The organism is Hymenobacter gelipurpurascens (assembly GCF_900187375.1).
Classification (GTDB): domain Bacteria; phylum Bacteroidota; class Bacteroidia; order Cytophagales; family Hymenobacteraceae; genus Hymenobacter; species Hymenobacter gelipurpurascens.
Genome location: NZ_FYEW01000001.1, coordinates 300637 through 324002 on the forward strand (window position 1 = coordinate 300637; position 23366 = coordinate 324002).

The following is a 23366-nucleotide window of genomic DNA, read 5'->3' on the forward strand; positions in this document are numbered from 1 at the left end:
CGTGTTGCCGGTGCTACGGGCTTCTATCTGTGAAGCTTTTTCAACTTCGATTTTCTTCTTTATGTCCATAGAAACAGCAACTGCGCCGCCACTGCGGCCCCTGGAACAGGTTGTTTTTCAGAACTCCTTTGTGGAGGAGATGAAAGGCGAAGCTTCCATGAACAAAAACCCGCGCCAGGTGCCCGGCTACCACTACTCACGCGTGGATCCGACGGCCGTGAAAGACCCGCATCTGCTGGCCTGGTCCGCTGACCTCGCCAACTACCTGGGCCTCGCTAGGCCACCCGAGCGCGGCGCGGCCGTAGATATGCTGGCCGGCAACCGCGTAGCTGAAACCATGAAACCGTTTGCCGCCCGCTATGGAGGGCACCAGTTCGGGAACTGGGCCGGCCAGCTCGGCGACGGGCGGGCCATGTCCTTGGGGGAACTGACGGCCATTGATGGCTCTGTTTGGGAAATCCAGCTTAAGGGAGCCGGCCCCACACCGTACTCGCGGCGGGCTGATGGACGCGCCGTGTTGCGCTCGTCCTTGCGGGAGTTTTTGTGCAGCGAAGCCATGCATTACTTGGGCGTGCCGACCACTCGCGCACTGAGCCTGGTGGGTACTGGCGACGAGGTAGTGCGGGATATGTTTTACAACGGCAATGCGCGGCCGGAGCCGGGCGCCATCGTGGCGCGGGTAGCGCCCACGTTTGTGCGCTTCGGTAATTTCCAGATTCTGCTGGCCACCGGCGAAACGGAGAACCTGCGCGCCCTGGCCGACTATGTCATCCGGCACCAGTTTCCGGAGCTGGGCGAGCCTTCGCCGGAAGTGTACGTGCGTTGGTTCGAGGAAATCTGCCGCCGCACGGCCGTGATGATTGCGCACTGGCAATCTGTGGGCTTCGTGCATGGCGTGATGAACACCGATAACATGTCTATCCTGGGCCTGACCATCGACTATGGCCCCTACGGCTGGTTGGAGCCCTACGACCTCGGCTGGACACCCAACACCACCGATTTCGGCGGCCGGCGCTACGCCTTTGGGCAGCAGCCCAACGTGGCCCTCTGGAACCTGATGCAACTCGGCCAGGCGCTTTCGCCCCTGCTACCGGATATCAAGCTCCTGAACCCGGCGCTGCAGGTGTATGCCGATACGCTGGCTACCACGCGCCACGATATGATGCTACGGAAGCTAGGCCTCACTTCCCTGGTGCCCGAAGACGACAAGGCCCTGTTTACTGCGCTGGAACAAGCCCTGGCGGAGTCAGAAATAGATATGACAGTATTTTTCCGGCGACTTTCGCATACGGGACCAGCGCTTCTGCTTGATCAGGGAAACGAGGATACGAAGCTGCGGGAATTGCTGCAAACAGCCGCTTATTCTATGGCGCCCGATGAGGAACAGGACCTATTGGAATGGCTACATCGGTATATGCAGCGGCTGCGGCAGGAAAAAGCTACTCCGGAGGCTATTCGGGAAAGCATGCTGCGAGCTAACCCCAAATATGTGCTGCGCAACTACCTCGCCCAGCAGGCCATAGAAGCTGCCGAAACGGGTGACCTATCGCTTTTGAACCGCTTGATGGAAGTGCTCAAAACGCCTTTCGCGGAGCAGCCCGAGCACGAGGACCTGGCCGCCAAACGCCCCGAGTGGGCCCGCGAAAAGCCTGGCAGCGCCACGCTCTCCTGCAGTTCGTAGGCCTGCTGCTAGGCTATTTTAGCGAAACAACATACCCGCACGTCATCCTGACGCAGGAAGGATCTTAGCACGTAGCACGACTGGCCTAGAGCAGTTCGTTCTCGCATGATAAGATCCTTCGTGCGTCAGGATGACGTGCGGGTATGTTTGCTAGGATGTGTGGATAGCTAGCTGAACCAAAAGCCCGTGATGTGGGGTGGGGTTCTCCAACAGCACGCCAGTTGATTCGCATATACTTCTGCATCAGTGTTATTTACTCATAGTCTGGCCTTGCTCAGCTGAACAAATCCAGTAGCTCTTGCGGCGTGAGGGCCTTTAGCAGCGCCGCATCGGTTTTGATGAGCTCGTAGGCCAGTTCCTGCTTTTGCTCCTGCATCTTCCGGATTTTGTCCTCGATGGTATCGGGGCAGATGAGACGTACGGCTACCACTTTCTTGGTCTGGCCTAGGCGGTGACTGCGGTCGATGGCCTGGTTTTCCACGGCCGGGTTCCACCACGGGTCCACGAGATACACGTAGTCGGCCTGCGTCAGATTCAGGCCGGTGCCGCCGGCTTTCAGACTGATCAGGAACACACGCACATTGTCGTCTTCCTGAAAACGGCCCACTTGCGCGGCGCGGTTTTTCGTTTGGCCCGTTAGGTAGGCGTAGTCGAGGCCGCGGGTGTCCAGTTCCTGCCTGATTAGCTCCAGCATGGAAACGAACTGCGAGAACACCAGGATTTTATGCTGCGGGGCTTTGCTGCTGATTTCCTCCAGCAGCACCTCCAGCTTCGCCGATTCCTGACCGTAGAACTCTTCATTGCGCAGCAAAGCCGGAGAGTCGCAGATCTGGCGGAGCTTGGTCAGGCCCTGCAGAATGTGCAGGTTGTGGCGGCGCTTGGCATTGGGGAGCTGACCCAGGAGCATGTCGCGGTATTCGGCTTTGCAGGCCTGGTATACGCGGCGCTGCTCGGTGCCCATTTCGCAGTACAGCACCATTTCGGTTTTGTCGGGCAGCTCGGCGGCTACCTGGGCTTTGGTGCGGCGCAGCACAAACGGATTGATTTTGCGCTGCAGCTCCCGCGCCCGCCTTGCCTCCTTAAACTTATCAATTGGCGTGGCGAAGTGGCCAAGGAAATGCTGCTTGCTGCCCAGCAAGCCAGGGCAGGCAAACGACAGCAGCCCATACAAATCGAACGTGTTGTTTTCCAGCGGCGTGCCCGTAATGGCCACCCGATTGCGCGCCTGCAGCAAGCAGGCAGCCTTATACCGCTGCGACTCGGGGTTCTTGATGGCCTGCGCTTCATCCAGAAATACGTAGTTGAACCGGTAGGCCTTCAGAGCCCGAATATCCGACACGAGCGTGTTGTAGGTCGTGAGCACGAGGTCGTAGTCATCAAAGTTCAGGGCCTCGCGCTGGCGGCCAGTGCCGTAGAGCGTGTGCACGCGCAGGGAAGGGGCAAAGCGGGCGGCTTCGGCCTGCCAGTTGAAGACCAGTGAGGTAGGCACCACCACCAAGTTGGCGCCCGGCCGCTGTTGCGCGCGCTGGTGCAGCAGGAAAGCCAGCACCTGCACGGTTTTGCCCAGGCCCATGTCATCGGCCAGGCAGCCGCCGAACTGGAAGGTGTCGAGGAAGTTAAGCCAGTTCAGGCCCTGGCGCTGGTACTCGCGCAAAGTGGTGTGCAAGCCCGGTGGTACTTCCACGGGCGCGATGCCGGTAAAGTTGGCGGCGGCGGCCTGGTACACTGCCAGCTGGGCCTGGGTTTCAGGAGTTAGTTCCTCTGCTTCATACAGTTCCTCTACCGCCGAAAAGTTGATTTTTGGCGTCCGGATGTGCTCTTCCACTACCTCACCGGCCTCGAAGTAGTGCGCAAACTTCTCCACCCACTGCTGGGGCAGGATGCCGCGGGTGCCATCATCCAGGCGGACGTAGCGGCTCTTGTTGCGAACGGCTTGGTAGATGTGTTGGAGCGTGGCCGTTTGGGAGCCAAACTTCACAGTCACTTTGGTGTCAAACCAGTTGTTTTCGCCCATCACCTGCACCGAAATACGGGCCCGGTTGGGGTTGAGCGTGTTATTTTTGAGCTGGTTGAACCCGAGAATAGCAATTCCTTGGCTCTGCCAATCCTCGAAGGCGGCCAGAAACCACTCTTCCTGCAAAAACAGCGTTTTCGGGACATAGAGCGCCTCTTCCTGCAGCTGCTCTTGGAAGGTGGGGTAGTGCCGCAGCAAATCAGTAATAAAGTGGTCTTCGGCGGCTACGTCTCGTTCCAGCGTGAAGGCATTGCCAGCTTCATCTAGGGCATAAAGCTGCCGGCGCGAGAGCACAGGTACTTCTTTGGGGCCATAGCGCATCACGGGGAGTACCTCCACATGCGGGCCGGCGTCGGAGAGGTAGAGCAGTTTCTCGGGTTTCTGGTCGAAGCCACTGGCCAGCAGCTGCCGCTTGGTGGCGGGCCGGATGTAGGCGTAGGAGATAAGGACCTTGTCTTCCAGGCTGGCCAGCACATCCTGCTGAAACTCCGCAAACTTCGAGCGGTGAATCAGGAGCGTGTTGTTGCGCTTCTTGAAGAACTCAATGACGCGCCACACGTCCAGATCTTCCAGCAGATACAGGACTTCATCTACCACCACAAAATACTCGTAGCGGATGGTCACGGTCTTGAGCTCCACTGGCTGATCATCGAGCGTGAGCTGCCCGGCCACCTCAAAAAACTCGCCTTTCTGCTGCACCGAGAGCCGTAGGCCAGTGCGGGCGTTGCGGAGTTGTAGGGGTTTCAGGGCGGGGCCGGTCAGCTTCTCCGAAACGGCGGTGTTGTGGCTATAAAACGGGTAGCCCGCGGGGTTGAGCAAGATGGCCCTTAGCGCCTCTAGGGCGGCGGCGGAGCGGGTGTCGTCGTAGTTGTTTTGGAAGCGGCCCAGGCCCGTATAGAACTTCAGCTCGTGCGCATCCGTGAGCTGCCAGATGCCATCCAGCGGGTTCAGCACCGTAACGGGGTTCTTAACTTTGCCGGCCGCCGTAAGAGCCGCTTCTACCAGCTGAATGGTGAGGTGGCCGTAGTACTTGTGCCGCCCGAACACTACAAGGCGCTGGCTGCTGTCAGGGAGTGCGGCCGGCTTTTTTGCGGGCAAGAGCTGGCTCACGAGTTCCTGCTTGGTGGCAGCCGTAATGGGGAACAGCTCCGCTCGTTTCGGCGTGACCGTAACGCTGCGCTGATGGTAGGCCAGTTGAAAGTGCGCGTCGAGGTCGGGGGCCTGCTCCAGGCCATAGTCGCGGGCGGTGGTGCGCAGGAGTACCTGGCGCTGGCTGGGGTCGAAGAACACGCGCAGCTCCTTGCGGTCCAAAATGCTCAGTAGTACCAGCGCCTGGTGCTCGCACAACACCGATTTAGGAATGGGACAGGTGCAGGAAACCGCTAGGCCAGTGGCAAGCTGCTCAACGGTGACGGTTGTGGGAGACGAGCCCGGCTCTAGGCCAGTAAACGTGCCGGAATCTACTGCCAGCGCTTCCGGCTGTACGGCGGCCAACATCCGCGAATCCACGAAGGGCAGCGTGGGGCAGCACGCTTCAATCAGGGAGCTGGTCAGGTCGGGTATAGCCAGAGCCTGGAAAACGTACTGATGGGAAGCGGGCGCGTCTTCGGGGAGCGGCAGAAAGTCCGGAGTTCTCGGCATACGGTCGGGAAAGATAAGCCCCGCTGCAAAGGTACGCGTGGCACTGGCCTAGGGCAGTCTGATTTGGCGAAAGGGTTTCGGCGGCAGACTGCTTTCACGACCTTTGCGCCATGCATACCCTTGAACAACTACGCGCCGGCGAGCTGGCCGGCAGCCAGCGCCTGGATTTATCCTGCGGCCTCACGGAGTTCCCGGCAGAGATATTTGAGCTGGCCGATACGCTGGAAATTCTCAACCTATCCGGTAACCAGCTGTCATCGTTGCCCGATGATCTGGGGCGGTTGCACAAGCTGCGTATCCTGTTTTGTTCCGATAATCAGTTCACCGAGGTGCCCGCCTCAGTAGGCCAGTGCCCGCAGCTGAGCATGGTGGGGTTCAAGGCAAATCAGATTCAGTTGCTGCCTGCGGCTGCCCTTACGCCGGCATTGCGCTGGCTTATTCTCACGGATAATGCGTTGCGCACGTTGCCCGAAGCGCTAGGCCACTGCCAGCATCTGCAGAAGCTGATGCTGGCCGGCAACTACCTTACGCATCTGCCCGATACCATGGCCGCCTGCACTCAGCTGGAGCTGCTGCGCATTGCTGATAACGAGTTTACGGAGCTGCCCGCGTGGCTGCTTTCGCTGCCGCGACTCTCGTGGCTGGCCTACGCCGGCAACCCGTTCTGCGACACCCTGGAAGCCGCCATCCTGGCCGAGCACCCCATCAACTCCATTGATTGGCAGGAGCTAAGCGTGCAACAGCAACTAGGCGAAGGGGCCTCCGGCGTGATTTATAAAGCCCGGTGGCAACGCACAAGTGAAGCGGCGCACGACGTAGCCGTGAAGCTGTTCAAAGGGGCCGTAACCAGCGACGGATTGCCGCACAGCGAAATGGCCGCGTGCATCAGCGCCGGTGCGCACCCCAATCTCATTGCCGTGGAAGGCAAAATTGCGCACCACCCCCAGCAGGCCGAGGGTTTGGTTCTGGAGCTCATCGACCCCACGTATGGCAACTTGGCCGGCCCGCCCAGCTTCACGACGTGCACGCGCGATGTATACGCTGAGGGCACCACATTTCGTCCAGAAGCGGCTCTGAGACTGGCCTATGGCATTGCGGCCGCCGCCCAGCACCTGCACACCCGCGGCATTCTGCACGGCGACCTGTACGCCCATAACATCCTAACCCACCCCGATGGCAGCAGTCTGCTCGGCGACTTCGGGGCCGCCTGCTTTTTCGATGTGCACCAGCCGAAGGTGGCCTACGCGCTGCAGCGCCTGGAGGTGCGGGCATTTGGCTGTCTGCTGGAAGAATTGCTGGAGCGCATGCCCGCCGCGGGAGTTGCCACGGTGCATCTGCAAGCGCTGCAGCAGCGTTGTGTGGCGCCCAGGCCGGAAACGCGCCCGTTGTTTGCAGAAATTCAGCAGGAGTTGGCGCAGCTATTGGCTCTGAGCAGGGGGGAGCGTGCCGCCTCGGGTTCGGGTATCATCACAGACTGGCCTAGCGAATCAGCGTAACGGCTAGCTGCTTCCGAGGGCGTATTTCGCCAGCAGAACCGTAGTAGCTGCCCGCTGGTACCAGTCGTGGTACACCAGCTCAATGGTATCTACCTCAAACGAGCCGATGGCATGGTGCCGGTAGTTGCTAATGGCCTCCACCAACCGGGCCGGGTTTGCCAGCGGAGCTCTGAAGCGAACAACGGTAGAATGCGCGGTATGAATGCTGTAGCGGGTATCAATGGACTGCTGCAAACCCGATTTTCGGAAGCGCTTCCTGAGCTGGTCGCGTAGGTGCTGCAGGGTGCTGTCTTGCGGAAACCCCTGTAGCATAATTCCGCCGGGCGAGGCCGTCAGGCCAGAAAACGTGATGCTAAACGGGGGGATATCGTGCAGAATATCCCCGACAAGGCTGCGGTATTCAGCCGGAGCAACTGTACCTAGCGTGAAGCCGCTATAGCACGAGATGATGGACAGAATCGTCAGGTGAATATCGGAAGTAGGGTAGTAGTACTGGTCGGGTTCGAGGCGCTGAAAATCTGCCAGTATAATGGCAATTTTGGCGGCAAGCGCAGGTGTAGGGCGGGCGAGCAATGAGATACCTCGGCGTAGATCGTGCTCGGAATCGATCAGGGTATCCAGGTCGGCGTGGCCGTGGGCCAGCTCCTGCAAGGCCTGTTCGCGCATATGGTTGTAATGCTCCTGCAGAATCATGAGAGGCAACAAAAGAAGTGGGGCCGCTAGGCCACTCTACGCCTGCCGCACCAGCCAGGAATACGCAGAGGCTACATCATCAAACAGGATGACCATGGGCCGGGTGACGAACTGCATGGCCGTATCCATGGACTTCCGGGCCGACCAATGCGGCGGACAAACCCAGGCCACAAATTGCACGCCCTGCTCCGAGAGGAGCCGGTAGTATTCACTGCCTACCCATCGGGCACCACCCTCCCAGTCGCTGGTAACCTGGCTGTTGTCGTTGAGCATTTTGCGGCACGGACGGTTCTGCAGGTAGCGCAATATCAACTCGCCGCCGGTCTTGGCGGAGTTAGCATCGTGTTTGCCCTTCCACTCCACATATAGCCATTGATGCACCGGATCGTAGGCAATCGAAAGGGGAGGCGTATCGTATAAGTGCTCCATTCGGAGAGAGAGGAAAGAAAGCCGTAGCACACCCTGACTTAAGCACCGGAAGGTACTATTTTCACTTTAACCTATGCTACGTTGGTTTGATATCCTGCGGTTTGCCCACTACAGCAACCCCGAGCCGCCCCGCCGGTTAGAACAGGCCGAAGAGGCTTGGGCGGCACAGCTGACCCCCGCGCAGTTTCGCGTGATGCGCGGGAAGGCCACCGAGCCACCGTACCGCAACGCCTACTGCCGCACGTATGAGTCCGGCATCTATGCCTGCGTGGGGTGCGGCAGCTGGCTTTTTGATTCCAGCACGAAGTACCACGCCATATCGGGGTGGCCTAGCTTCACGCAGCCGTACGCCAAAAACGCCATGAAATACAGCCTCGATGCCAGCCACCACATGCAGCGCATCGAAGCCCAGTGCAACGTCTGTGACGCCCACCTGGGCCACGTATTCCCCGATGGGCCCGTGCCGAGTGGCCTACGCTACTGCATGAACTCAGAAAGCCTGCTGCAAGTGACTTCTGAAAACTCCTGAACGTCATGCTGAGCTTGTCGAAGCATCTCTACCGGAGCCAATTAAGAAGTTAGCCAGCGGTAGAGATGCTTCGACAAGCTCAGCATAACGTTCAGGGAGAGTAAAATGGCTCTTCAGACTCAGCTTATTGCTGGTGGTTTCTGCTGGGAAAGGAGCTCAGCAACTAAGGAGTCTGCCGATTGAAATTCGGCCCGTTTCGTGCCGGTTGCGTACGTGAGCAGGTTGGTATTTACTTGGTGCGCATCCTGCTTTATGGCGAAACATTCACATCCTTCTGATCAGCAAGAGTTTACTGGCTTCGTGCAGGTGCGCGGCGCCCGGGAGCACAACCTCAAGAACATCGACGTAGCTATTCCGCGCGATGCGCTGGTGGTGTTTACGGGCGTGTCGGGCTCCGGAAAATCGAGTCTGGCGTTTGGTACGCTCTACGCCGAGGCCCAGCGGCGCTACCTGGAGTCGGTGTCGCCGTATGCGCGGCGGCTGTTCCATCAGATGGCCGTGCCGGAAGTAGACGCCATTGATGGCCTACCGCCGGCCGTGGCCCTACAGCAGCAGCGCGGCACGCCCACCACGCGCTCCTCGGTGGGCAGCGTCACGACGCTTTCCAACCTGGTGCGCATGCTGTACTCGCGCGCCGGCGACTATCCCGTAGGCCAGCCCATTGTGTATGCCGAGGGTTTCTCGCCGAACACGCCGGAAGGAGCCTGCCCTACGTGCCATGGCCTGGGCCGCGTGTATGAGGTTACGGAGCAAACCATGGTGCCCGATCCGTCACTGACCATACGGGAGCGAGCCATTGCGGCGTGGCCCCAGGCCTGGGGCGGTCAAAATCAGCGCGACATCCTCGTGACCATGGGCTTCGATATAGACCGCCCGTGGCGCGACTTACCCCAGAAAGACCGCGACTGGATTCTGTTCACCGAAGACCAGCCCGTAGTGCCCGTGTACCCCGGCTACTCGCCCCAGGAAACCCAGCGCGCCCTCAAACGCAAGGAGCCACCGAACTACATGGGCACTTTCACGGGGGTAAAGCGGCACGTGCTGCACACCTTCGCTACCACGCACAGCCCCCTCATGAAAAAGCGGGCCCTGCAGTACATGCTCAGCACCGAGTGCCCCCTGTGCCACGGCAAGCGCCTGCGGCCGGAGTCGCTTTCGGTGAAGTTCGCGGGCTTGGATATTGCCGACCTTTCCAGTCTGCCTCTCAAGCGCGTGGCCACGCTGCTCAAGCCCTACGCCGAGGGTACTGCCGCTAGCCGCAAAAAGCACGATGCCGAGCACCCCGAGCAGGTTATCGTGGCCCAGCGCATTGCCGCCGACCTGTGCGCCCGGCTGGCGGTGTTGCTCGATCTGGGGCTTGGGTACTTATCCTTGGAACGCAGTACACCCACGCTTTCGCCGGGAGAGCTGCAGCGCCTGCGGCTGGCTACTCAGCTGTACTCCAATCTGTTTGGGGTAGTGTATGTGCTCGATGAGCCCTCGGCCGGCCTGCATCCCTCCGATACGGAGGCGCTGCTGGCGGCCTTGGCCAGTCTCAAAAAGGCGGGAAACTCCTTGTTTGTTGTGGAGCACAACCTCGATGTGATCCGCAAGGCTGATTGGCTCGTGGACGTAGGGCCGGCCGCCGGGGAACAGGGCGGTGAGGTGCTCTACAGCGGGCCGCCGACTGGCCTAACCAAGGTGGAAACCTCCCAAACCCGCCGTTTTCTATTCACTACCGATGCCGAGCCCGGCGCCGCCCGGACACCCCGCACACCTACCGGCTGGCTGCGGCTGCAGGGCGTCACGCGCAACAACCTGCAGCAACTGGATGTAGAATTTCCGCTGGGCGTGTTCACGACCGTTACGGGCGTGTCGGGCTCTGGCAAGTCAAGCTTGGTAAGCCAGGTGCTGGTGGAGTTGGTAGCCGAGCACCTAGGTCAGGAGGTGGAGGCCGACACGCCCGAAGGCGACCCGCTGGAGCAGGCGGCCCCACCGGAAACCGGCGGCCAGATTGTGAGTGGCCTAGAGCACATCAAGCGCCTGGTGCGCGTCGATCAGAAACCCATTGGCCGTACGCCGCGCTCCAATATGGCTACCTACACCGGCCTCTTCGACCACGTGCGGAAGCTGTTCGCGGCTACTCCTGCCGCCCGCAAGCGCCGCTACGATGCCGGCCGCTTCTCGTTCAACGTGGCCAAAGGGCGCTGCGAAAACTGCCAGGGCGAAGGCTTCGTGATGGTGGAGCTGCTGTTTCTGCCGAGCGTGTACGCACCCTGCCCGGTGTGCCACGGCGCCCGCTACAACGCCAAAACCCTCGAAATAACCTACCGCGACAAGAACATTGCCGAGGTGCTGGGCCTTACCGTTGATGCCGCCTGGGAGTTCTTCGATGAAGAGCCTGCCATTCAGCGTGCCCTCACAGTACTGCGCGAAGTGGGTCTGGGCTACCTCCGCCTGGGCCAGCCCGCTACAGAGCTTTCCGGCGGCGAGGCCCAACGAATCAAGCTGGCTACGGAGTTGCAGCGGGCACAGCGCGGCAACTCCCTCTACGTCCTCGATGAGCCTACCACTGGCCTACACCCCGCCGATGTGGAGAAGCTTCTGGCCCAACTAGATGGCTTGGTGGAAGCCGGCAATACCGTCATCGTAGTAGAACACGATATGCGCGTGGTAGCCAGCAGCGACTGGGTGATGGACATCGGGCCCGGTGCCGGTGATGAGGGCGGGCGTGTAGTAGCGGCCGGCACTCCGGCGGCGGTTATAAAGTCAAAAGAAAGCCGTACCGCACCGTATCTGGCGCGTTTCCTGAACAATACGGAGCAGGCTACAGCACAAACTACCTAAGTTGTGCTGTAGCCTGCTTATGCAAGTCAGGAGAGTGGCCTAGGCCTATTCCTTCATTACCCGTTGGGTCTGGTTGAGGCCGCGGCCTTTCAGATGGAGCACGTAGATGCCTGGGGCCAGATGGCCGGTATAGCGGTTGAGCTCCGCCTGCAACAAGCTCACGGAGCCTTGCAGGCGGAGCATGGGCGGGCCCTGGGGCAACAGCACTTCCAGCGTAAGCGGCCCAATGTTTTTGGGCAGGCTGTTGAGCGTGAAGGCCTGGCCTCCTGCAGCCGGTTTCGGATACACGAACAGGCGCGGCGTGGCCTCATTGGCAGCCGTAATTCCCGAAAAGTTCAGGCCGATGAGAACAGGGTCGTGGTCGGAGGAGCGGAACGGGTTGCTGACATCGGTGGCGGCGCCCGCTACATCAAACTCCAGAAACAGCGGCTCGCCGGAGTTGATATTCCACTTATGCACGTCGATAAAACCCACCATGTTCGACGTGACAATGCAGTGGTCGAGGGAGCCCGTGAGGCCTTTGAACACGTAGGAAGCACTGGTTGGCGGCGTCACGACGACAAGGCCCGCGGCCCGCAGAATATCAATGGGGTCTTCCTCGTAATTCGCGTTATAGTCGCCTATGCAGACCACGCGCTTGGTGCCCACCGGTATCACGGTGGAGTTTATGAATTGCACCAGCGCCTGCGCCTGGTTGCGCCGCCGGTCGTTGGAGCCGCCCTGGCCATCTTTCTGATCGGCATTTAAGCCAGTGCCGCTCCCCTTCGACTTAAAATGGTTGACTACCAGCGCCACAGTATCAGGGCGGGCTTTTTGGCGTGTCACGAACAGCTGGGCTAGCGGTGGGCGCTCAAAAACACCAGCCACGGAGGCCACCAGGGCCGGCCCCACAGGAGCTACTCTGACCGGCTTGTACACAATAGCGCACCGAATTACATCGGTGTTGTTGGGCTGTTGCGTGGCGCCGCCATCGGCCACAAACGCATACGTACCAGTCCTGGTAGCTTGGTTCAGCCCATTCACCAGGTCCTGAATGGCAGAGGTAGGGCCAGTACCATCATTCTCGATTTCCGTGAGGCCGATGATATCCGGATTCATGCGAACTAGGCCTTGTATAATTTTGCTGCGTTGGCGGGCGAAGTCGTCGGGTGTTTTGGCTCCCCGTGATGTTGGAAAGCCGCCGCCGGCTCCGTCTCCGTTGAAGTAGTTGAGCACGTTGTAGCTGGCCACCTTCAGATCGAGGGGGCCAAAAGCGGGAACCGGCGGACGAACCGTAGCCAGGGTGGGCGCATCGGGGCCGCTCAGGGGTTGAATACGCCACTTCTCAAACCCGTAGCCCAGAATGCCGCGCAGCTGCGCCAGGGTGCTACCCACGCGCACCGTATGAAGCGAAGGATCGAGGAACGGAATGGGCGAAGGGTCCTTGGCGGAGCTACCGTCGTCGAGCAGAATGGAGCGGTCCAGGTTGGCCGCCTCATAGGCTTTGATGGCCGCCAGATTGCTGGTGCCAGTACTGTTGGTGCCCGTAGCGGGGTCGTCGTTGGGGTCTATAAACTGCGTGGGCTGGTACACTGGGCCGCCGGTAGTAAGCGTCAGCTCGCCCCGTTGACGCAGATTGTACACATCGGATACGGTAAGCGGCACCGGAAACTGCACCCGCATTCCCTCAAACCGCTCCAGTGCTGCGGTGGAATAAGGTGGCAGCGGCAGCGTGATGAAGGCCGGCAGCGCATTGCCACTAGATAGCACCTTAACGGTGGCCTCGGTGAGTACGGCCTGGCCAAAAGAAGGGGCTGCCGCGGCTTCCTGCACCACGCCCGTAACTTCCACTTTGTCGCCGACCGTTACTGTGAGGGTCGGTTGCACTACAAATAGGGCATCGGAAGTAGCTGGGTTTCCATCGGAAGCAGCGCTGGTTTCCTGCACGTAGAAGCCCGCCGGGCTAAGCCCCGGATAAACTCCCGTTACGATGGCCTGGACGGTATAAGTACCTGGCCTAGCCGCCGTTTCCTGCCCCTGGATAGCCCCGATTTTAGTGACTCCAGCCTCCTGGCGTTGCGGAGCAGCTCCAACGGCCGACTGTGTCAGGGAAACGCTGGCCAGCATCAGCAAACATGCGGTAGAAAATCGGGAGTGCATAGCGGGAAGAACACATATAAGTAGTAGGTATAATATTAATACTTAAATAAGAAATAATTGTAAATAATGAGTGTGGGCGAGGCGGTAAGGACGAAGTACTGGTAGCATACATGCCCGATACAAAAGTGAAAGGCAGGGAAGAACCGGCACCTAGGCCTATCCTTTGGCAAAAGGCCGCCGTACACTTTCAGAGCAATTCCATCTGATCCTACCTACCGATTATGCTGCCCTCTTTTCTGGAAGAGTTCTTTCGGAACCCCGCTACCGTTGGCTCTCTGGTGCCCAGTTCTCAGGCTCTGACCGACAAGGTGCTGGAACCCATTGACTTTGCCACTGCCCACTGTATTGTAGAATACGGTCCCGGCACGGGTGTTTTTACCGATGTGCTGATGCGGCGGCGCAAGGCCGGAACTGCCATTGTGCTGATAGAGGTAAACCGGCGTTTCTACCAGCTGCTGCACCAGCGCTACGCCGGCCACGCCGATGTACATATTGTGCACGGCTCGGCCGATAGAACCGGGGAATATCTGCAGAAGCTAGGCCTGCCGCAGCCCGACTATGTAGTGTGTGGGCTGCCGTTTTCGTCGTTGCCGCGGCGTCTGGGCTGGCGGATTTTGGAGCACACCAAGAACTTGCTAACCCCATCGGGCAAGCTGATTTTGTTTCAGTATTCACTCCGCAATAAGAAGCTGTTCGGGAAGTTCTTCGAGCAGTTCGCCGAAACCCGAGTTCTGCAGAACGTGCCTCCGGCTTACGTGCTCGAATACAGGCCTACCGTTTAGCTGACATCGGTCGCTACGCGGTACTCGGGGTCTTCCATAATGTTGACCTCGATGAGGGCTGCGGCGTTGTGCAACAGTTGGCGGCAGTCGGGGCTGAGGTGGCGCAGGTGCAGGGTTTTGCCCAGGCGCTGGTAGCGCTCCGTGAGCTTGTTGAGCGCCTCGATGCCCGACATATCGGCCACCCGGCTATCCTGGAAATCAATAACAACCTCAGCAGGGTCGGCCTGCACATCGAACTTCTCGGTGAAAGCCTGCACCGAGCCGAAAAAAAGCGGCCCATAGATTTCATAATGCTTGGCCCCACTCTCATCCAGATACGTGCGTGCCCGAATGCGCTTGGCGTTTTCCCAGGCAAAGGCCAATGCCGATACCACTACGCCCAGCAGTACCGCCAGTGCCAGGTTTTGGGAAATAGCCGTTACCAGCGTCACGAGGGCCATGACCAGCACATCGGTAAGAGGCATGCGCCGCAGAATCCGGAGGCTGGCCCACTCAAAAGTGCCGATAACGACCATGAACATCACGCCTACCAAGGCCGCCAGCGGCAGCTGCTCAATGAGGGAAGAGCCCGCTACCACAAACAGGGCCAGCGCCACGGCCGCCACCACACCCGACAACCGCCCGCGCCCCCGAGATTCGAGGTTCACCATCGTCTGCCCAATCATGGCACAGCCGCCCATGCCACCAAACAGGCCGGAAGTAATGTTGGCCAGGCCCTGGGCCACGCAGTCCTTGTTGCTGCGGCCGCGCGTGTCGGTCATTTCATCCACCACAGTAAGCGTCAGGAGGCTTTCGGTGAGGCCTACCAGCGCCATAATTACGGCGTAAGGAAACACGATAACCAGCGTGTGCCACTCCAGCGGCACCTGGGGCAGGTGGAAGGCCGGTAGGCCACCCGCAATAGAAGCAATATCTCCTACCGATTTGGTTTCCAGCCCGCCCAGAATCACGAGGGCCGAAACCACTACAATGGCCGTGAGGGAAGCTGGCACCGCTTTCGTAAGCTTGGGCATGAAATACACAATGGCCATGGTAAGCGCCACCAGGCCTAGCATTAGGAGCAGGGGAGTGCCCGTGAGCCAGTGTTCCGCGCCGCCTGCATCGTGCACCTTAAACTGCTCCAGCTGGGCCATGAAGATGATAAGTGCCAAGCCATTCACGAAGCCAAATACCACCGGCTGCGGCACCAGCCGGATAAACTTGCCAAACCGCAACACCCCAATAGCCACCTGAAGTATGCCCATCAGGGCCACTGCCGCAAACAGGTACTCCACGCCGTGCTGCACCACCAGGCTCACAATTACCACGGCTACCGAGCCGGCCGCGCCCGAAATCATGCCTGGCCGTCCGCCAAACAGGCTGGTGATGAGGCAGATGATAAAGGCCGAGCCGATACCCACCAATGGGCTGATATGGGCCAGCAGCGCGAAAGCCACCACCTCGGGCACCAGGGCCAGCGCTGTGGTAAGACCGGCCAGAATTTCGTTTTTGACGTTGACTTTATACTGCTGTAAATAGGGCAGAACCTGTAGCATATCGGCTGAGAAAAGGGCAAAAGAAAAGCCGCACGCTTCCAGTAGAAAGCGGCGGCACCGGGTACTCTAGGCCAGTCCTCAGGGTGGGGTGAGCTTGAAAATAGACGATGCGAACTGTGGCATAAGCAGCCACAAAGGTAAACGCTCCGCCGAAAGAACCGCGTCGTAGAGTGGCCTAGCAGTCAGCAAAGGCAGCCCACGCGGCTCCCGCCCCGAATGGACTTAGCTTTACGCCACCTTACCCGCGCATTGCCATGCACCACAATCCCGATGAACACTTCCTGGCTCACTGCCAGCTGCTGGCTCAGCAGGCGGCTGCCCAAGGCGAAAGTCCGGTGGGCGCCCTTGTGGTGTGTGACGGCCAGGTGGTAGCCACCGCTACGGAAGCAACCCGCCGGCAGGGCACGATCACGGCGCACGCCGAGCTGCTGGCCCTGCAAGCGGCGCGGGAACACCTAGGCCACCCAGACTTATCAGGCTGCACGCTCTACTCCACGCACGAGCCCTGCGTAATGTGTGCGTATGCCATTCGGTACCACCGGGTGCGGCGCGTAGTGTACAGCCAGCCAAGCGCGTATTTGGGCGGAGCCACAGCCCTGGGGCCTGTGCTCACGACCACGCAGGTGCCGGCTCATTGGGCACCACCGCCAGAAATACAGGTGGTGCCGCCTTCAGAAAATAACAGCTAGGCCACTCGTAGGCCTCATTCTGAATGATTACTTCAAGAAAATAAAGCGTTAGCGGAAATATGAGTTTTTTGAAAGTTTCGGGTATCAGCCTGCAGGAGCGGGGCAACGATGCCCTCCAGGACGTGAGCTTTGCCCTGCAGCAATTCCAGAAAATAGCCATAGCCGGCGAAACCGGTGCGGGCAAAAGCACGCTGCTGCAGGTAGTGGCTGGTTTGGTTCGGCCCGATGCGGGCCACGTGTATTTTGAAGGGGAGCTGATGAAAGACCCCGCCGAAAAGCTGATTCCGGGTAACCCCGGCATTGCCTACCTCTCGCAGCAGTTTGAGCTACCCAAGTTTCTGCGGGTAGAGCAGGTGCTGCGCTATGCCAACAAGCTGCCCCAGGCCGAGGCCGATAAGCTATACGAAGTCTGCCGCATCAGCCACTTGGCCATGCGCCGCACCGATCAGCTTTCGGGCGGGGAGCGGCAGCGCATTGCTCTGGCCCGGCTGCTGCTCTCGTCGCCGAAACTGCTACTGCTGGATGAGCCGTTCTCCAACCTCGATAATGCCCACAAAAACATCCTCAAAACCATCATCCGGGAAGTAGGCGAGCAGTTGAATATCACCTGCATCCTGATTTCGCACGACCCACACGATACGCTTTCCTGGGCCGATGAAATTCTGGTGATGCAGCGCGGCCAGATTGTGCAGCGAGGCACGCCGCCCCAGATTTACCGGCAACCCGTGAGCGAGTACGCGGCGGCCCTTTTCGGCGACTACAACCTGCTGGCAGCGCCGCTGGCAGCGGCCTTTACCAAGCAGGCCGGTACCCGGAAAAAGAACCGCCCCATGCTAGTGCGTCCCGAGAGCTTTGGGCTACACCCCGAAACCGGCAGCGGGCTTCCTGGCACTGTCAGGAACGTGCGGTTCTTCGGGAGCTACTCCGAAGTGGAGGTAGCGCTGGCCGGTGGTACTATTCGTGTGAAAACCGCCCAGGCCAGCGTGGCTCCTACTGATGAGGTTAGCGTTTCCCTCTCCGCCGAAAGCATGTGGTATGTGTAGCCCGTTGCCTCAGCGAGGGTCTGTGGACAGTAGGTGAAAAAGTCATTATGCTTGATCTGGCATCCGCGTGTCGGAGCTTATCTACCGCTGCTCTAGGCCACCTCCTGATAAAAAAATAGGCAAACCCGCATCAGGAAGGCTGTTCTGGGCGTAAGCACCGAGAAACATCCGCACTTCTCGCATGAACGAAGAATTTCAGCTGGTAGAGAGCGAAATGCGCTTTCGGTCGCTATTCAACAACAACCCCGATTCTGTTATTTTTCAGAATAAAGCCGGGACCATTCTGGATGCTAATCCGGCGTTTCTGGAGTTGCTGAATGTGCCGCGCGAAGAGGTGCTCAACCGACCATTCTCAGACTTTTTGCCCGCCGATAAAGTGCTACTGTTTCAGGAGAAACTGGAGGAGGCTTTCAGGGGCACAAAGGTGCAGTTTGAGGTAGAAGTGCAGTTTAATGCGGCCGGCCCCCGGGTGCTGAGCGTAACCAAGGTGCCACTATGGCTGCAGGAGCAGGTAGCAGGCGTGCATATGGTGGCCCGCGATATCACGGCCATGGCGGCTTCGCAGGCCATTATTGGTCAACAGGCGCGCCGGCTGAACACCATTTTTGAGAGTATTACGGATGCCTTCTTCTTGCTTGATACCAACTGGGTATTCAGCTCCGTGAACTCTGAGGTAGAGCGGCTGCTGCAAGTGAAACGCGAAGAGGTGCTAGGCAAAACCATTTGGGAGGTTTTCCCGGGTGAGGTGATGGGCCCCTTCTATCAGCAGTACAAGCAGGCCATAACTACTGGTAAGGCCGCGCATTTCGAGGCTTTTTTTGAGCCGCGCCAACTGTGGCTGGAAGTGAAGGCGTTTCCGTCGGAAGCGGGCGTGTCGGTGTATTTCTCCAACATAACCGACAAAGTGCGGGCGCATCAGGAGCTGTACCAGCAGAACAAGGACTTGCAGCAGTTTGCCTATATCGTGTCGCATAACTTACGCGCCCCACTCACCAATATGCTGGGGCTGGTAGATATGCTCTCGGGGCTGGACAAAGCGGCTCCCGAGCATGATGAGCTGCTCGCGCACCTGCGCCTGAGCACGGAACAGCTGGATACAGTGCTGCGCGATATGAACACGATTCTTACCCTGCGCGACCAGCAGGGAATGGCGGAGCCGGAGCAGGTGTCCCTTGCCGAGGTGGTGGAGCAGGTAACCCAAAACCTTCAGGATCTGCTGCAGCAATGCAATGCCACTGTGCACGTGTCTGTGCCGCCAACGCTGCAGGTATCCGGCAACCGTGCCTATTTGTACAGCATCTTCTTTAATCTGCTGACCAACTCCGTAAAATACCGTTCTGCCGAGCGGCCACTGCGTATTGATATTGAGGCAACGCCCAACAGCCGGAAGCCGGGAGCCCAGGTTACCGTGACGGATAATGGCTCCGGGTTTGATAGGCAGAAAGCGGGCAATGATATATTTAAGCTTTATAAGCGTTTTCATAGCCGACCCAGTGGCCGAGGTCTGGGTCTCTATCTGGTAAAAACCCACGTAGAGGCAATGGGTGGGCATATTGAGGTTCAGAGCGAAGTGAACGTAGGCACCCGCTGCACCCTACAGTTATCCTAAAAGTTGTTTATGCATACCGTACTTATTGACGACGATTCGACCAGCATTTTTCTGATGAAGCTGCTGCTGGAACGTGAAAATTTTTCTGAAACAATAACGGCTTTTCAGTCGGCGCAGGAGGCTCTGGAGTACCTGCAGAATGCCCTGCCCGATCAACTGCCCCATGTAATTCTGCTGGACCTGAACATGCCCGTCATGAATGGGTGGCAGTTTCTGGATGCCCTGCGCCCCGAGGCGCCCGAGCTGCTGGGCAACTGCCGCATCTATATCCTGACGTCCTCTTTGGCCCACACTGACCGGGCCCGGGCCGAGCAAAATCCGTTAGTTACGCGCCTTATTCATAAGCCGCTGGATAGAAAGCAGTTGGATGGTATTCGGGAGGATGCCCGGGCCCTGTAGCCGCGCGACTATCACCTGAGAAGCCCGCCACGGAATATGTGGCTTTATTAAACGATATTTGTAGAGCTACACTGCTCCTGTTGGGTAAGCACTGGCCTAGGGCCGCGCTCTGGCGTGCTGGCCCTGCAAAACCTTATTGCTCCGGCCGCGCTTTACCACACCAGCATACCTGCTGTGCCGACTTCCGGCAGCATGGCTTTGTACGCAAACAGGCGTACCGCGCCGCTTTTCTGGCGGTGTGTTTCTTTCCTTTGGGTCTCCCTTATGTCTGCTTATTATCAGCCCACTGCCGAGCTTCTGCAGGCATTTGGCTTTGTCCGCTACACGGCTCCGGCCGGCCAGGCACGGTATAGCCGGGCCAGCGCCTGCGGGCAGGAAACCATTGTGCTCTACGACGACGACGAGCTGACGCTGCTGGAGGCCGTGAACGGGCAAATGCTGTACAGCTTTCAGGGGCGGGTAGCTTCGGAGGCCGAGTTCCGGGTGTTGCTGCGGCAGGTAAACTGGCCCGCTGAGCTGCCAGATGCTAACGCCTCCAGTGGCCTAGGCCAGTAGCACTCAGGTACCGAATCCGCTAGGTCATTGCCGGTAGGCGAATTAACATATTTCTCTTTTTTAAACTCCTCGTGGATCAAGACCTCAAACTCAGCCTGGCCAACAACGCCAAAGAATGGCTGGCACTTTCCCTATCCATTTCTTCGGCCGAAAAAGTGGCGTTTAGCAAAATCCACGATGGGTTTTTCACCACGTATGGAGCCCACTTTATGGCCCACGTGTACCGCACCACTTTCGAGCAGGCCCTGCAGAATATGCCGGAAGCGGAGCGCAATAAGCTGCTGGTGTATTTCCGCGAAGCCATGGACCACGCCATCGACGAGCACTACGCTAATCCGCAAGTCTAGCAGCGCCCCTGCAGTGGCCTACCTGCTCAATTTTGGGCGAGTAGGCCACTGCTGCTTCCGGCCCTGTGCGGGTGGCGCAACTGCTTGATAAAGTTGGCTTTGTCGGAGCCCAGAAAAGCCAATGCGTACTCTGGGCCCGAGGCGTAGTTTGAGCCCAGGATATGCGCCTTGCCCTAACGCCCGTATAAGCGCAAAGTACAGCCGGCCCCGGCACCAAAGAAAAGAGGCCAGTTGCTACTTTTGGAGTGTGTGCCAGGGGCGGGAAAGCGCAAGCTCATTCGCCTTATATTCCGGCGCATCGGTGTCTTATTCGGTATTAATGGATGCTCTAACACGCAATAACGTCACGGTAACTGGAGCTGGGCAGCAGGCAATTGTGTTCGTGCACGGCTTCGGCTGCGACCAGCACATGTGGCGGCTGGTGGCGCCGGCCTTTGAGGCACGCTACCAAGTAGTGATGCTGGATTTGGTAGGAGCGGGCTTCTCTGATCTGACGGCCTACGACCCCGAGCGCTACAGCACCTTATCGGCCCATGCAGAGGATATACTGGAGGTAATTCGGGCCCTGCAGCTGCGCGATGTAGTGCTGGTAGGCCACTCCGTGAGTGCTACCATCAGTATGCTGGCGGCCATTCAGGACCCAGCGCTCATTGGCCGTCTGGTGCTGGTGGCGCCCTCGCCCCGTTTCCTCAACGATGCCGCTACGGGCTACGTGGGAGGCTTTGAGCAAACCGATATTGAGGAGCTGCTAGACGCCATGGATAGCAACTATCTGGGCTGGTCGGGCGCCATTACGCCCGTCATCATGGGCAACCCCGAGCGGCCCGAACTCACGGAGGAGCTCAACAACAGCTTCTGCCGCACCGATCCGACTATTGCCCGACACTTTGCCCGGGTCACGTTTCTGGGCGACCACCGCGCCGTGCTGCCCCAGGTGCACCAGCCTGCACTTATTTTGCAGTGTGCCCAGGATACTCTGGCCCCGTTGTCCGTAGGCCAGTATCTGCAGCAACACCTGCTAAACAACCAGCTCGTAGTTATCAAAACCTCCGGCCACTGCCCTCACCTAAGTGCTCCGGAGGCTACCATTGCTGCCATCGAATCGTTCTTAGCACCTGCACCCGTTGCCTATGAGCGAGCTTGAGGAAGAGCCTCTGCCGGCCCTAGACCTGCGGCTGACAGCGGAAAATCTGGAAGACCTGTATGAGTACGCGCCCTGCGGCTATTGCTCCTGCTTGCCCGATGGAACGCTGGTCAAGCTAAACCAAACGCTGCTGGGCTGGCTGGGGTATTCCCGGGAAGAGCTGGTGGCCCGTCGCTGCCTGCAAGACCTGCTCACGGTGGGAGGGCGCCTGCACTATGAAACGTACTGCGCGCCTCTGTTGCTGCTGCAGAATCAGGTAAAGGAAATCAGCTACCAGCTACGCCTGCAGAATGGCTCTACCTTACCGGTGCTCATGAATGCGGTACTGCTGCGCGATACCAACGGGCAGCCGCTGGTAGTGCGCGTCACGCTGTTTGATATCACCGACCGGCGTAAGTACGAGCAGGAGCTGCTGCGGGCCAAGGCCGAAGCGGAGGTGCAAGGCGAGCAGCTAGCCCGCGCCAATGAGTTGCTGACGATCCGCAACGAGCAGCTCACCCGCATCAACGCCGAGCTCGATAACTTTGTGTACACCGCCTCCCACGACCTCAAGCAGCCGGCCAGCAACATGCTAGGCCTGTTCGAGGAACTGAAGCAAACCATCACCTTCCACGACCCGCAGGCCGACAAGATGGTGACCATGTTCGATGAGTCTCTGCATCAAATGCTAAGCACTATTGAGGAGCTTACTATGCTGGTGCAACGCCAACGGCAGCTGGAGCAGGTGCCGCTGGAGGCCATTGAGCTGCGCCCGTTTGCGGAAGAAATCATTCGGAGCCTGCAGCCGGGAACAACCTCTACCGCCGATTTTACGCTGGATTTCGAAGCTGCTCCTACGCTGCGCATCACCCGGACCGGTTTGCACAGTATGCTGTTTAACCTGCTGAGCAATGCCCTCAAATACTCCGAGCCCGGCCGCCGTCCGCACGTCTGGGTCAGCACCACGCCCGCCGACAAGGAGGTAGTGCTGAGCGTGCGCGACAATGGCCGGGGGCTCGACCTGGAGCGCCACGGCCACGACCTGTTCCAGCTGTTTCGGCGCTTCCATCCGGAGGTGGTAGGTTCTGGTATTGGCCTCTACCTCGTCAACCGGCTGGTGCATCAGGCCGGCGGCCGTATTGAGGTAGAAAGCACCGTAGGGGAGGGTACTGCGTTCCACATTCATCTGCCCACCTAAGCTGCGCAGACGCCCGCTGCCTGCCTACACTCCAGCGCTTTCCAGTGGCGTGTGTTTAGGCACTGTCTGCTACCCCCAGTTCTTGAGTAAACGACGCACCAGAATGATTTGGCCGGTGTGGTAGGCCGTATGATCCGCAATCAGGAGGGCTTCGCGCAACAGCGTTTGGCCGGTGCCGTGGGGCAGCGGAGCCAGCAGGTCTTGGCGCGGGTCATGGAGCAGCTCCAGAAACCGGCTGCGGTCCTCCTGAATCTGGGCGAGGGTAGCTTGCCAGGTGGCCTCATCCACCGCAGTACCTGGCCTAGGCCAGTAGCCATCGGGCCATGGCGGGGAAATGTGTCCGGGGTTCAGGCAGAACTCCACTATATCCCATTGCGCAATGCGGATGTGTTCAGCTAGCTGCCACACGGTATAAGGCAGCTCGGGCACGGGTTTGTTTAGCAGCTCCACCGGAACATTCGCGCAGGCCGCTTCAAACGGAACATGAGCATTGCCTTGCGTCAGTAAGCTGCTCAGCTCCTCTAAGAGGCCTTTTCTGGTGTGCTGTTCCATACGAGATAAACGATAGTAACTGAATAAGCGAAACAAGCACTTGTCCGTGCGTGAAGCCTGCTCTGCCTGTTACGCAAAACTGTGGG

Annotated in this window: 19 protein-coding genes; 13 read left to right on the forward strand and 6 right to left on the reverse strand. The window is 59.1% G+C overall.

Going from position 1 to position 23366, the window contains the following annotated elements; genetic code table 11:
- Positions 1 to 61 precede the first annotated feature (61 nt).
- The gene (locus CFT68_RS01285; RefSeq protein ID WP_088841620.1) at positions 62 to 1681 is read left to right on the forward strand and encodes a protein adenylyltransferase SelO; all 1620 of its coding nucleotides are present in this window, start codon (positions 62 to 64) and stop codon (positions 1679 to 1681) included.
- A gap of 274 nt (positions 1682 to 1955) precedes the next feature.
- On the opposite strand, the gene CFT68_RS01290 is transcribed toward CFT68_RS01285, so the two are convergent.
- Entirely contained in the window at positions 1956 to 5336 is a 3381-nt protein-coding gene (locus tag CFT68_RS01290; RefSeq protein WP_088841621.1) for a DEAD/DEAH box helicase, read from the reverse strand.
- 110 nt (positions 5337 to 5446) lie between these two features.
- Between CFT68_RS01290 and CFT68_RS01295 the strand changes: the two genes are divergently transcribed.
- Positions 5447 to 6832 (forward strand): leucine-rich repeat-containing protein kinase family protein, encoded by a 1386-nt coding sequence (locus CFT68_RS01295; protein WP_088841622.1) that lies wholly within the window; start codon positions 5447 to 5449, stop codon positions 6830 to 6832.
- Positions 6833 to 6835: 3 nt separating this feature from the next.
- On the opposite strand, the gene CFT68_RS01300 is transcribed toward CFT68_RS01295, so the two are convergent.
- Positions 6836 to 7525 carry a 2'-5' RNA ligase family protein gene (locus CFT68_RS01300; protein WP_088841623.1) on the reverse strand — a complete coding sequence of 230 codons (690 nt, stop codon included), beginning with the start codon at positions 7523 to 7525 and terminating at the stop codon, positions 6836 to 6838.
- 36 nt (positions 7526 to 7561) lie between these two features.
- Positions 7562 to 7954 (reverse strand): SpoIIAA family protein, encoded by a 393-nt coding sequence (locus CFT68_RS01305; RefSeq protein ID WP_088841624.1) that lies wholly within the window; start codon positions 7952 to 7954, stop codon positions 7562 to 7564.
- 73 nt (positions 7955 to 8027) lie between these two features.
- On the opposite strand from CFT68_RS01305, the gene msrB reads away from it, so the two are divergent.
- The gene (gene msrB, locus CFT68_RS01310; protein ID WP_088841625.1) at positions 8028 to 8483 is read left to right on the forward strand and encodes a peptide-methionine (R)-S-oxide reductase MsrB; all 456 of its coding nucleotides are present in this window, start codon (positions 8028 to 8030) and stop codon (positions 8481 to 8483) included.
- A gap of 252 nt (positions 8484 to 8735) precedes the next feature.
- Positions 8736 to 11309: an excinuclease ABC subunit UvrA gene (uvrA, locus tag CFT68_RS01315; protein WP_088841626.1), complete on the forward strand. Its 2574-nt coding sequence runs from the start codon at positions 8736 to 8738 to the stop codon at positions 11307 to 11309.
- A gap of 45 nt (positions 11310 to 11354) precedes the next feature.
- Here the strand turns inward: uvrA and CFT68_RS01320 are convergent, their stop codons facing one another.
- A complete protein-coding gene (locus CFT68_RS01320; RefSeq protein WP_141106395.1) occupies positions 11355 to 13448 on the reverse strand; it encodes an ExeM/NucH family extracellular endonuclease in 2094 nt (697 codons plus the stop codon).
- Positions 13449 to 13669: 221 nt separating this feature from the next.
- Here CFT68_RS01320 and CFT68_RS01325 point away from each other — a divergent pair, with 221 nt between their 5' ends.
- Positions 13670 to 14230 carry a class I SAM-dependent methyltransferase gene (locus CFT68_RS01325; protein ID WP_088841628.1) on the forward strand — a complete coding sequence of 187 codons (561 nt, stop codon included), beginning with the start codon at positions 13670 to 13672 and terminating at the stop codon, positions 14228 to 14230.
- On the opposite strand, the gene CFT68_RS01330 is transcribed toward CFT68_RS01325, so the two are convergent.
- Positions 14227 to 15765: a SulP family inorganic anion transporter gene (locus CFT68_RS01330; RefSeq protein ID WP_088841629.1), complete on the reverse strand. Its 1539-nt coding sequence runs from the start codon at positions 15763 to 15765 to the stop codon at positions 14227 to 14229. The genes CFT68_RS01325 and CFT68_RS01330 overlap by 4 nt on opposite strands.
- 254 nt (positions 15766 to 16019) lie before the next feature.
- Here CFT68_RS01330 and CFT68_RS01335 point away from each other — a divergent pair, with 254 nt between their 5' ends.
- The 8 genes from CFT68_RS01335 to CFT68_RS01370 all read left to right on the forward strand — a co-directional run bounded on the left by CFT68_RS01335 (position 16020) and on the right by CFT68_RS01370 (position 22728).
- Complete coding sequence (locus CFT68_RS01335) at positions 16020 to 16454, forward strand: nucleoside deaminase (protein WP_088841630.1); 435 nt, start codon at positions 16020 to 16022, stop codon at positions 16452 to 16454.
- A 59-nt stretch (positions 16455 to 16513) separates the two neighbouring features.
- Positions 16514 to 17497, forward strand: a complete 984-nt coding sequence (locus CFT68_RS01340; protein ID WP_088841631.1) for an ABC transporter ATP-binding protein — start codon at positions 16514 to 16516, stop codon at positions 17495 to 17497.
- 181 nt (positions 17498 to 17678) lie between these two features.
- Complete coding sequence (locus CFT68_RS01345) at positions 17679 to 19106, forward strand: sensor histidine kinase (RefSeq protein WP_088841632.1); 1428 nt, start codon at positions 17679 to 17681, stop codon at positions 19104 to 19106.
- Positions 19107 to 19115: 9 nt separating this feature from the next.
- Positions 19116 to 19505 (forward strand): response regulator, encoded by a 390-nt coding sequence (locus CFT68_RS01350; protein WP_088841633.1) that lies wholly within the window; start codon positions 19116 to 19118, stop codon positions 19503 to 19505.
- A 264-nt stretch (positions 19506 to 19769) separates the two neighbouring features.
- The gene (locus tag CFT68_RS01355) at positions 19770 to 20060 is read left to right on the forward strand and encodes a hypothetical protein (RefSeq protein ID WP_088841634.1); all 291 of its coding nucleotides are present in this window, start codon (positions 19770 to 19772) and stop codon (positions 20058 to 20060) included.
- A gap of 71 nt (positions 20061 to 20131) precedes the next feature.
- Entirely contained in the window at positions 20132 to 20407 is a 276-nt protein-coding gene (locus CFT68_RS01360) for a hypothetical protein (RefSeq protein ID WP_088841635.1), read from the forward strand.
- Between the two features lie 319 nt (positions 20408 to 20726).
- Complete coding sequence (locus CFT68_RS01365; RefSeq protein ID WP_088841636.1) at positions 20727 to 21551, forward strand: alpha/beta fold hydrolase; 825 nt, start codon at positions 20727 to 20729, stop codon at positions 21549 to 21551.
- A complete protein-coding gene (locus CFT68_RS01370) occupies positions 21538 to 22728 on the forward strand; it encodes a sensor histidine kinase (protein ID WP_088841637.1) in 1191 nt (396 codons plus the stop codon). Before CFT68_RS01365 ends, CFT68_RS01370 begins: the two co-directional genes overlap by 14 nt.
- A gap of 69 nt (positions 22729 to 22797) precedes the next feature.
- Here CFT68_RS01370 and CFT68_RS01375 read toward each other — a convergent pair whose 3' ends face one another.
- A complete protein-coding gene (locus CFT68_RS01375; RefSeq protein WP_088841638.1) occupies positions 22798 to 23280 on the reverse strand; it encodes a DinB family protein in 483 nt (160 codons plus the stop codon).
- Between the last annotated feature and the right edge of the window lie 86 nt (positions 23281 to 23366).

What these genes read in the sequence shown, in the direction of transcription:
- CFT68_RS01330 (WP_088841629.1), bottom strand. Translation starts at nt 15,765, where the DNA reads ATGCTACAGGTTCTGCCCTATTTACAGCAGTATAAAGTCAACGTCAAA.
- msrB (WP_088841625.1), top strand. Translation starts at nt 8,028, where the DNA reads ATGCTACGTTGGTTTGATATCCTGCGGTTTGCCCACTACAGCAACCCC.
- CFT68_RS01345 (WP_088841632.1), top strand. Translation starts at nt 17,679, where the DNA reads ATGAACGAAGAATTTCAGCTGGTAGAGAGCGAAATGCGCTTTCGGTCG.
- CFT68_RS01370 (WP_088841637.1), top strand. Translation starts at nt 21,538, where the DNA reads ATGAGCGAGCTTGAGGAAGAGCCTCTGCCGGCCCTAGACCTGCGGCTG.
- CFT68_RS01350 (WP_088841633.1), top strand. Translation starts at nt 19,116, where the DNA reads ATGCATACCGTACTTATTGACGACGATTCGACCAGCATTTTTCTGATG.
- CFT68_RS01295 (WP_088841622.1), top strand. Translation starts at nt 5,447, where the DNA reads ATGCATACCCTTGAACAACTACGCGCCGGCGAGCTGGCCGGCAGCCAG.
- CFT68_RS01325 (WP_088841628.1), top strand. Translation starts at nt 13,670, where the DNA reads ATGCTGCCCTCTTTTCTGGAAGAGTTCTTTCGGAACCCCGCTACCGTT.
- CFT68_RS01365 (WP_088841636.1), top strand. Translation starts at nt 20,727, where the DNA reads ATGGATGCTCTAACACGCAATAACGTCACGGTAACTGGAGCTGGGCAG.
- CFT68_RS01305 (WP_088841624.1), bottom strand. Translation starts at nt 7,954, where the DNA reads ATGGAGCACTTATACGATACGCCTCCCCTTTCGATTGCCTACGATCCG.
- CFT68_RS01285 (WP_088841620.1), top strand. Translation starts at nt 62, where the DNA reads ATGTCCATAGAAACAGCAACTGCGCCGCCACTGCGGCCCCTGGAACAG.
- CFT68_RS01320 (WP_141106395.1), bottom strand. Translation starts at nt 13,448, where the DNA reads ATGCACTCCCGATTTTCTACCGCATGTTTGCTGATGCTGGCCAGCGTT.
- CFT68_RS01340 (WP_088841631.1), top strand. Translation starts at nt 16,514, where the DNA reads ATGAGTTTTTTGAAAGTTTCGGGTATCAGCCTGCAGGAGCGGGGCAAC.
- CFT68_RS01355 (WP_088841634.1), top strand. Translation starts at nt 19,770, where the DNA reads ATGTCTGCTTATTATCAGCCCACTGCCGAGCTTCTGCAGGCATTTGGC.
- CFT68_RS01290 (WP_088841621.1), bottom strand. Translation starts at nt 5,336, where the DNA reads ATGCCGAGAACTCCGGACTTTCTGCCGCTCCCCGAAGACGCGCCCGCT.
- uvrA (WP_088841626.1), top strand. Translation starts at nt 8,736, where the DNA reads ATGGCGAAACATTCACATCCTTCTGATCAGCAAGAGTTTACTGGCTTC.
- CFT68_RS01300 (WP_088841623.1), bottom strand. Translation starts at nt 7,525, where the DNA reads ATGATTCTGCAGGAGCATTACAACCATATGCGCGAACAGGCCTTGCAG.
- CFT68_RS01335 (WP_088841630.1), top strand. Translation starts at nt 16,020, where the DNA reads ATGCACCACAATCCCGATGAACACTTCCTGGCTCACTGCCAGCTGCTG.
- CFT68_RS01375 (WP_088841638.1), bottom strand. Translation starts at nt 23,280, where the DNA reads ATGGAACAGCACACCAGAAAAGGCCTCTTAGAGGAGCTGAGCAGCTTA.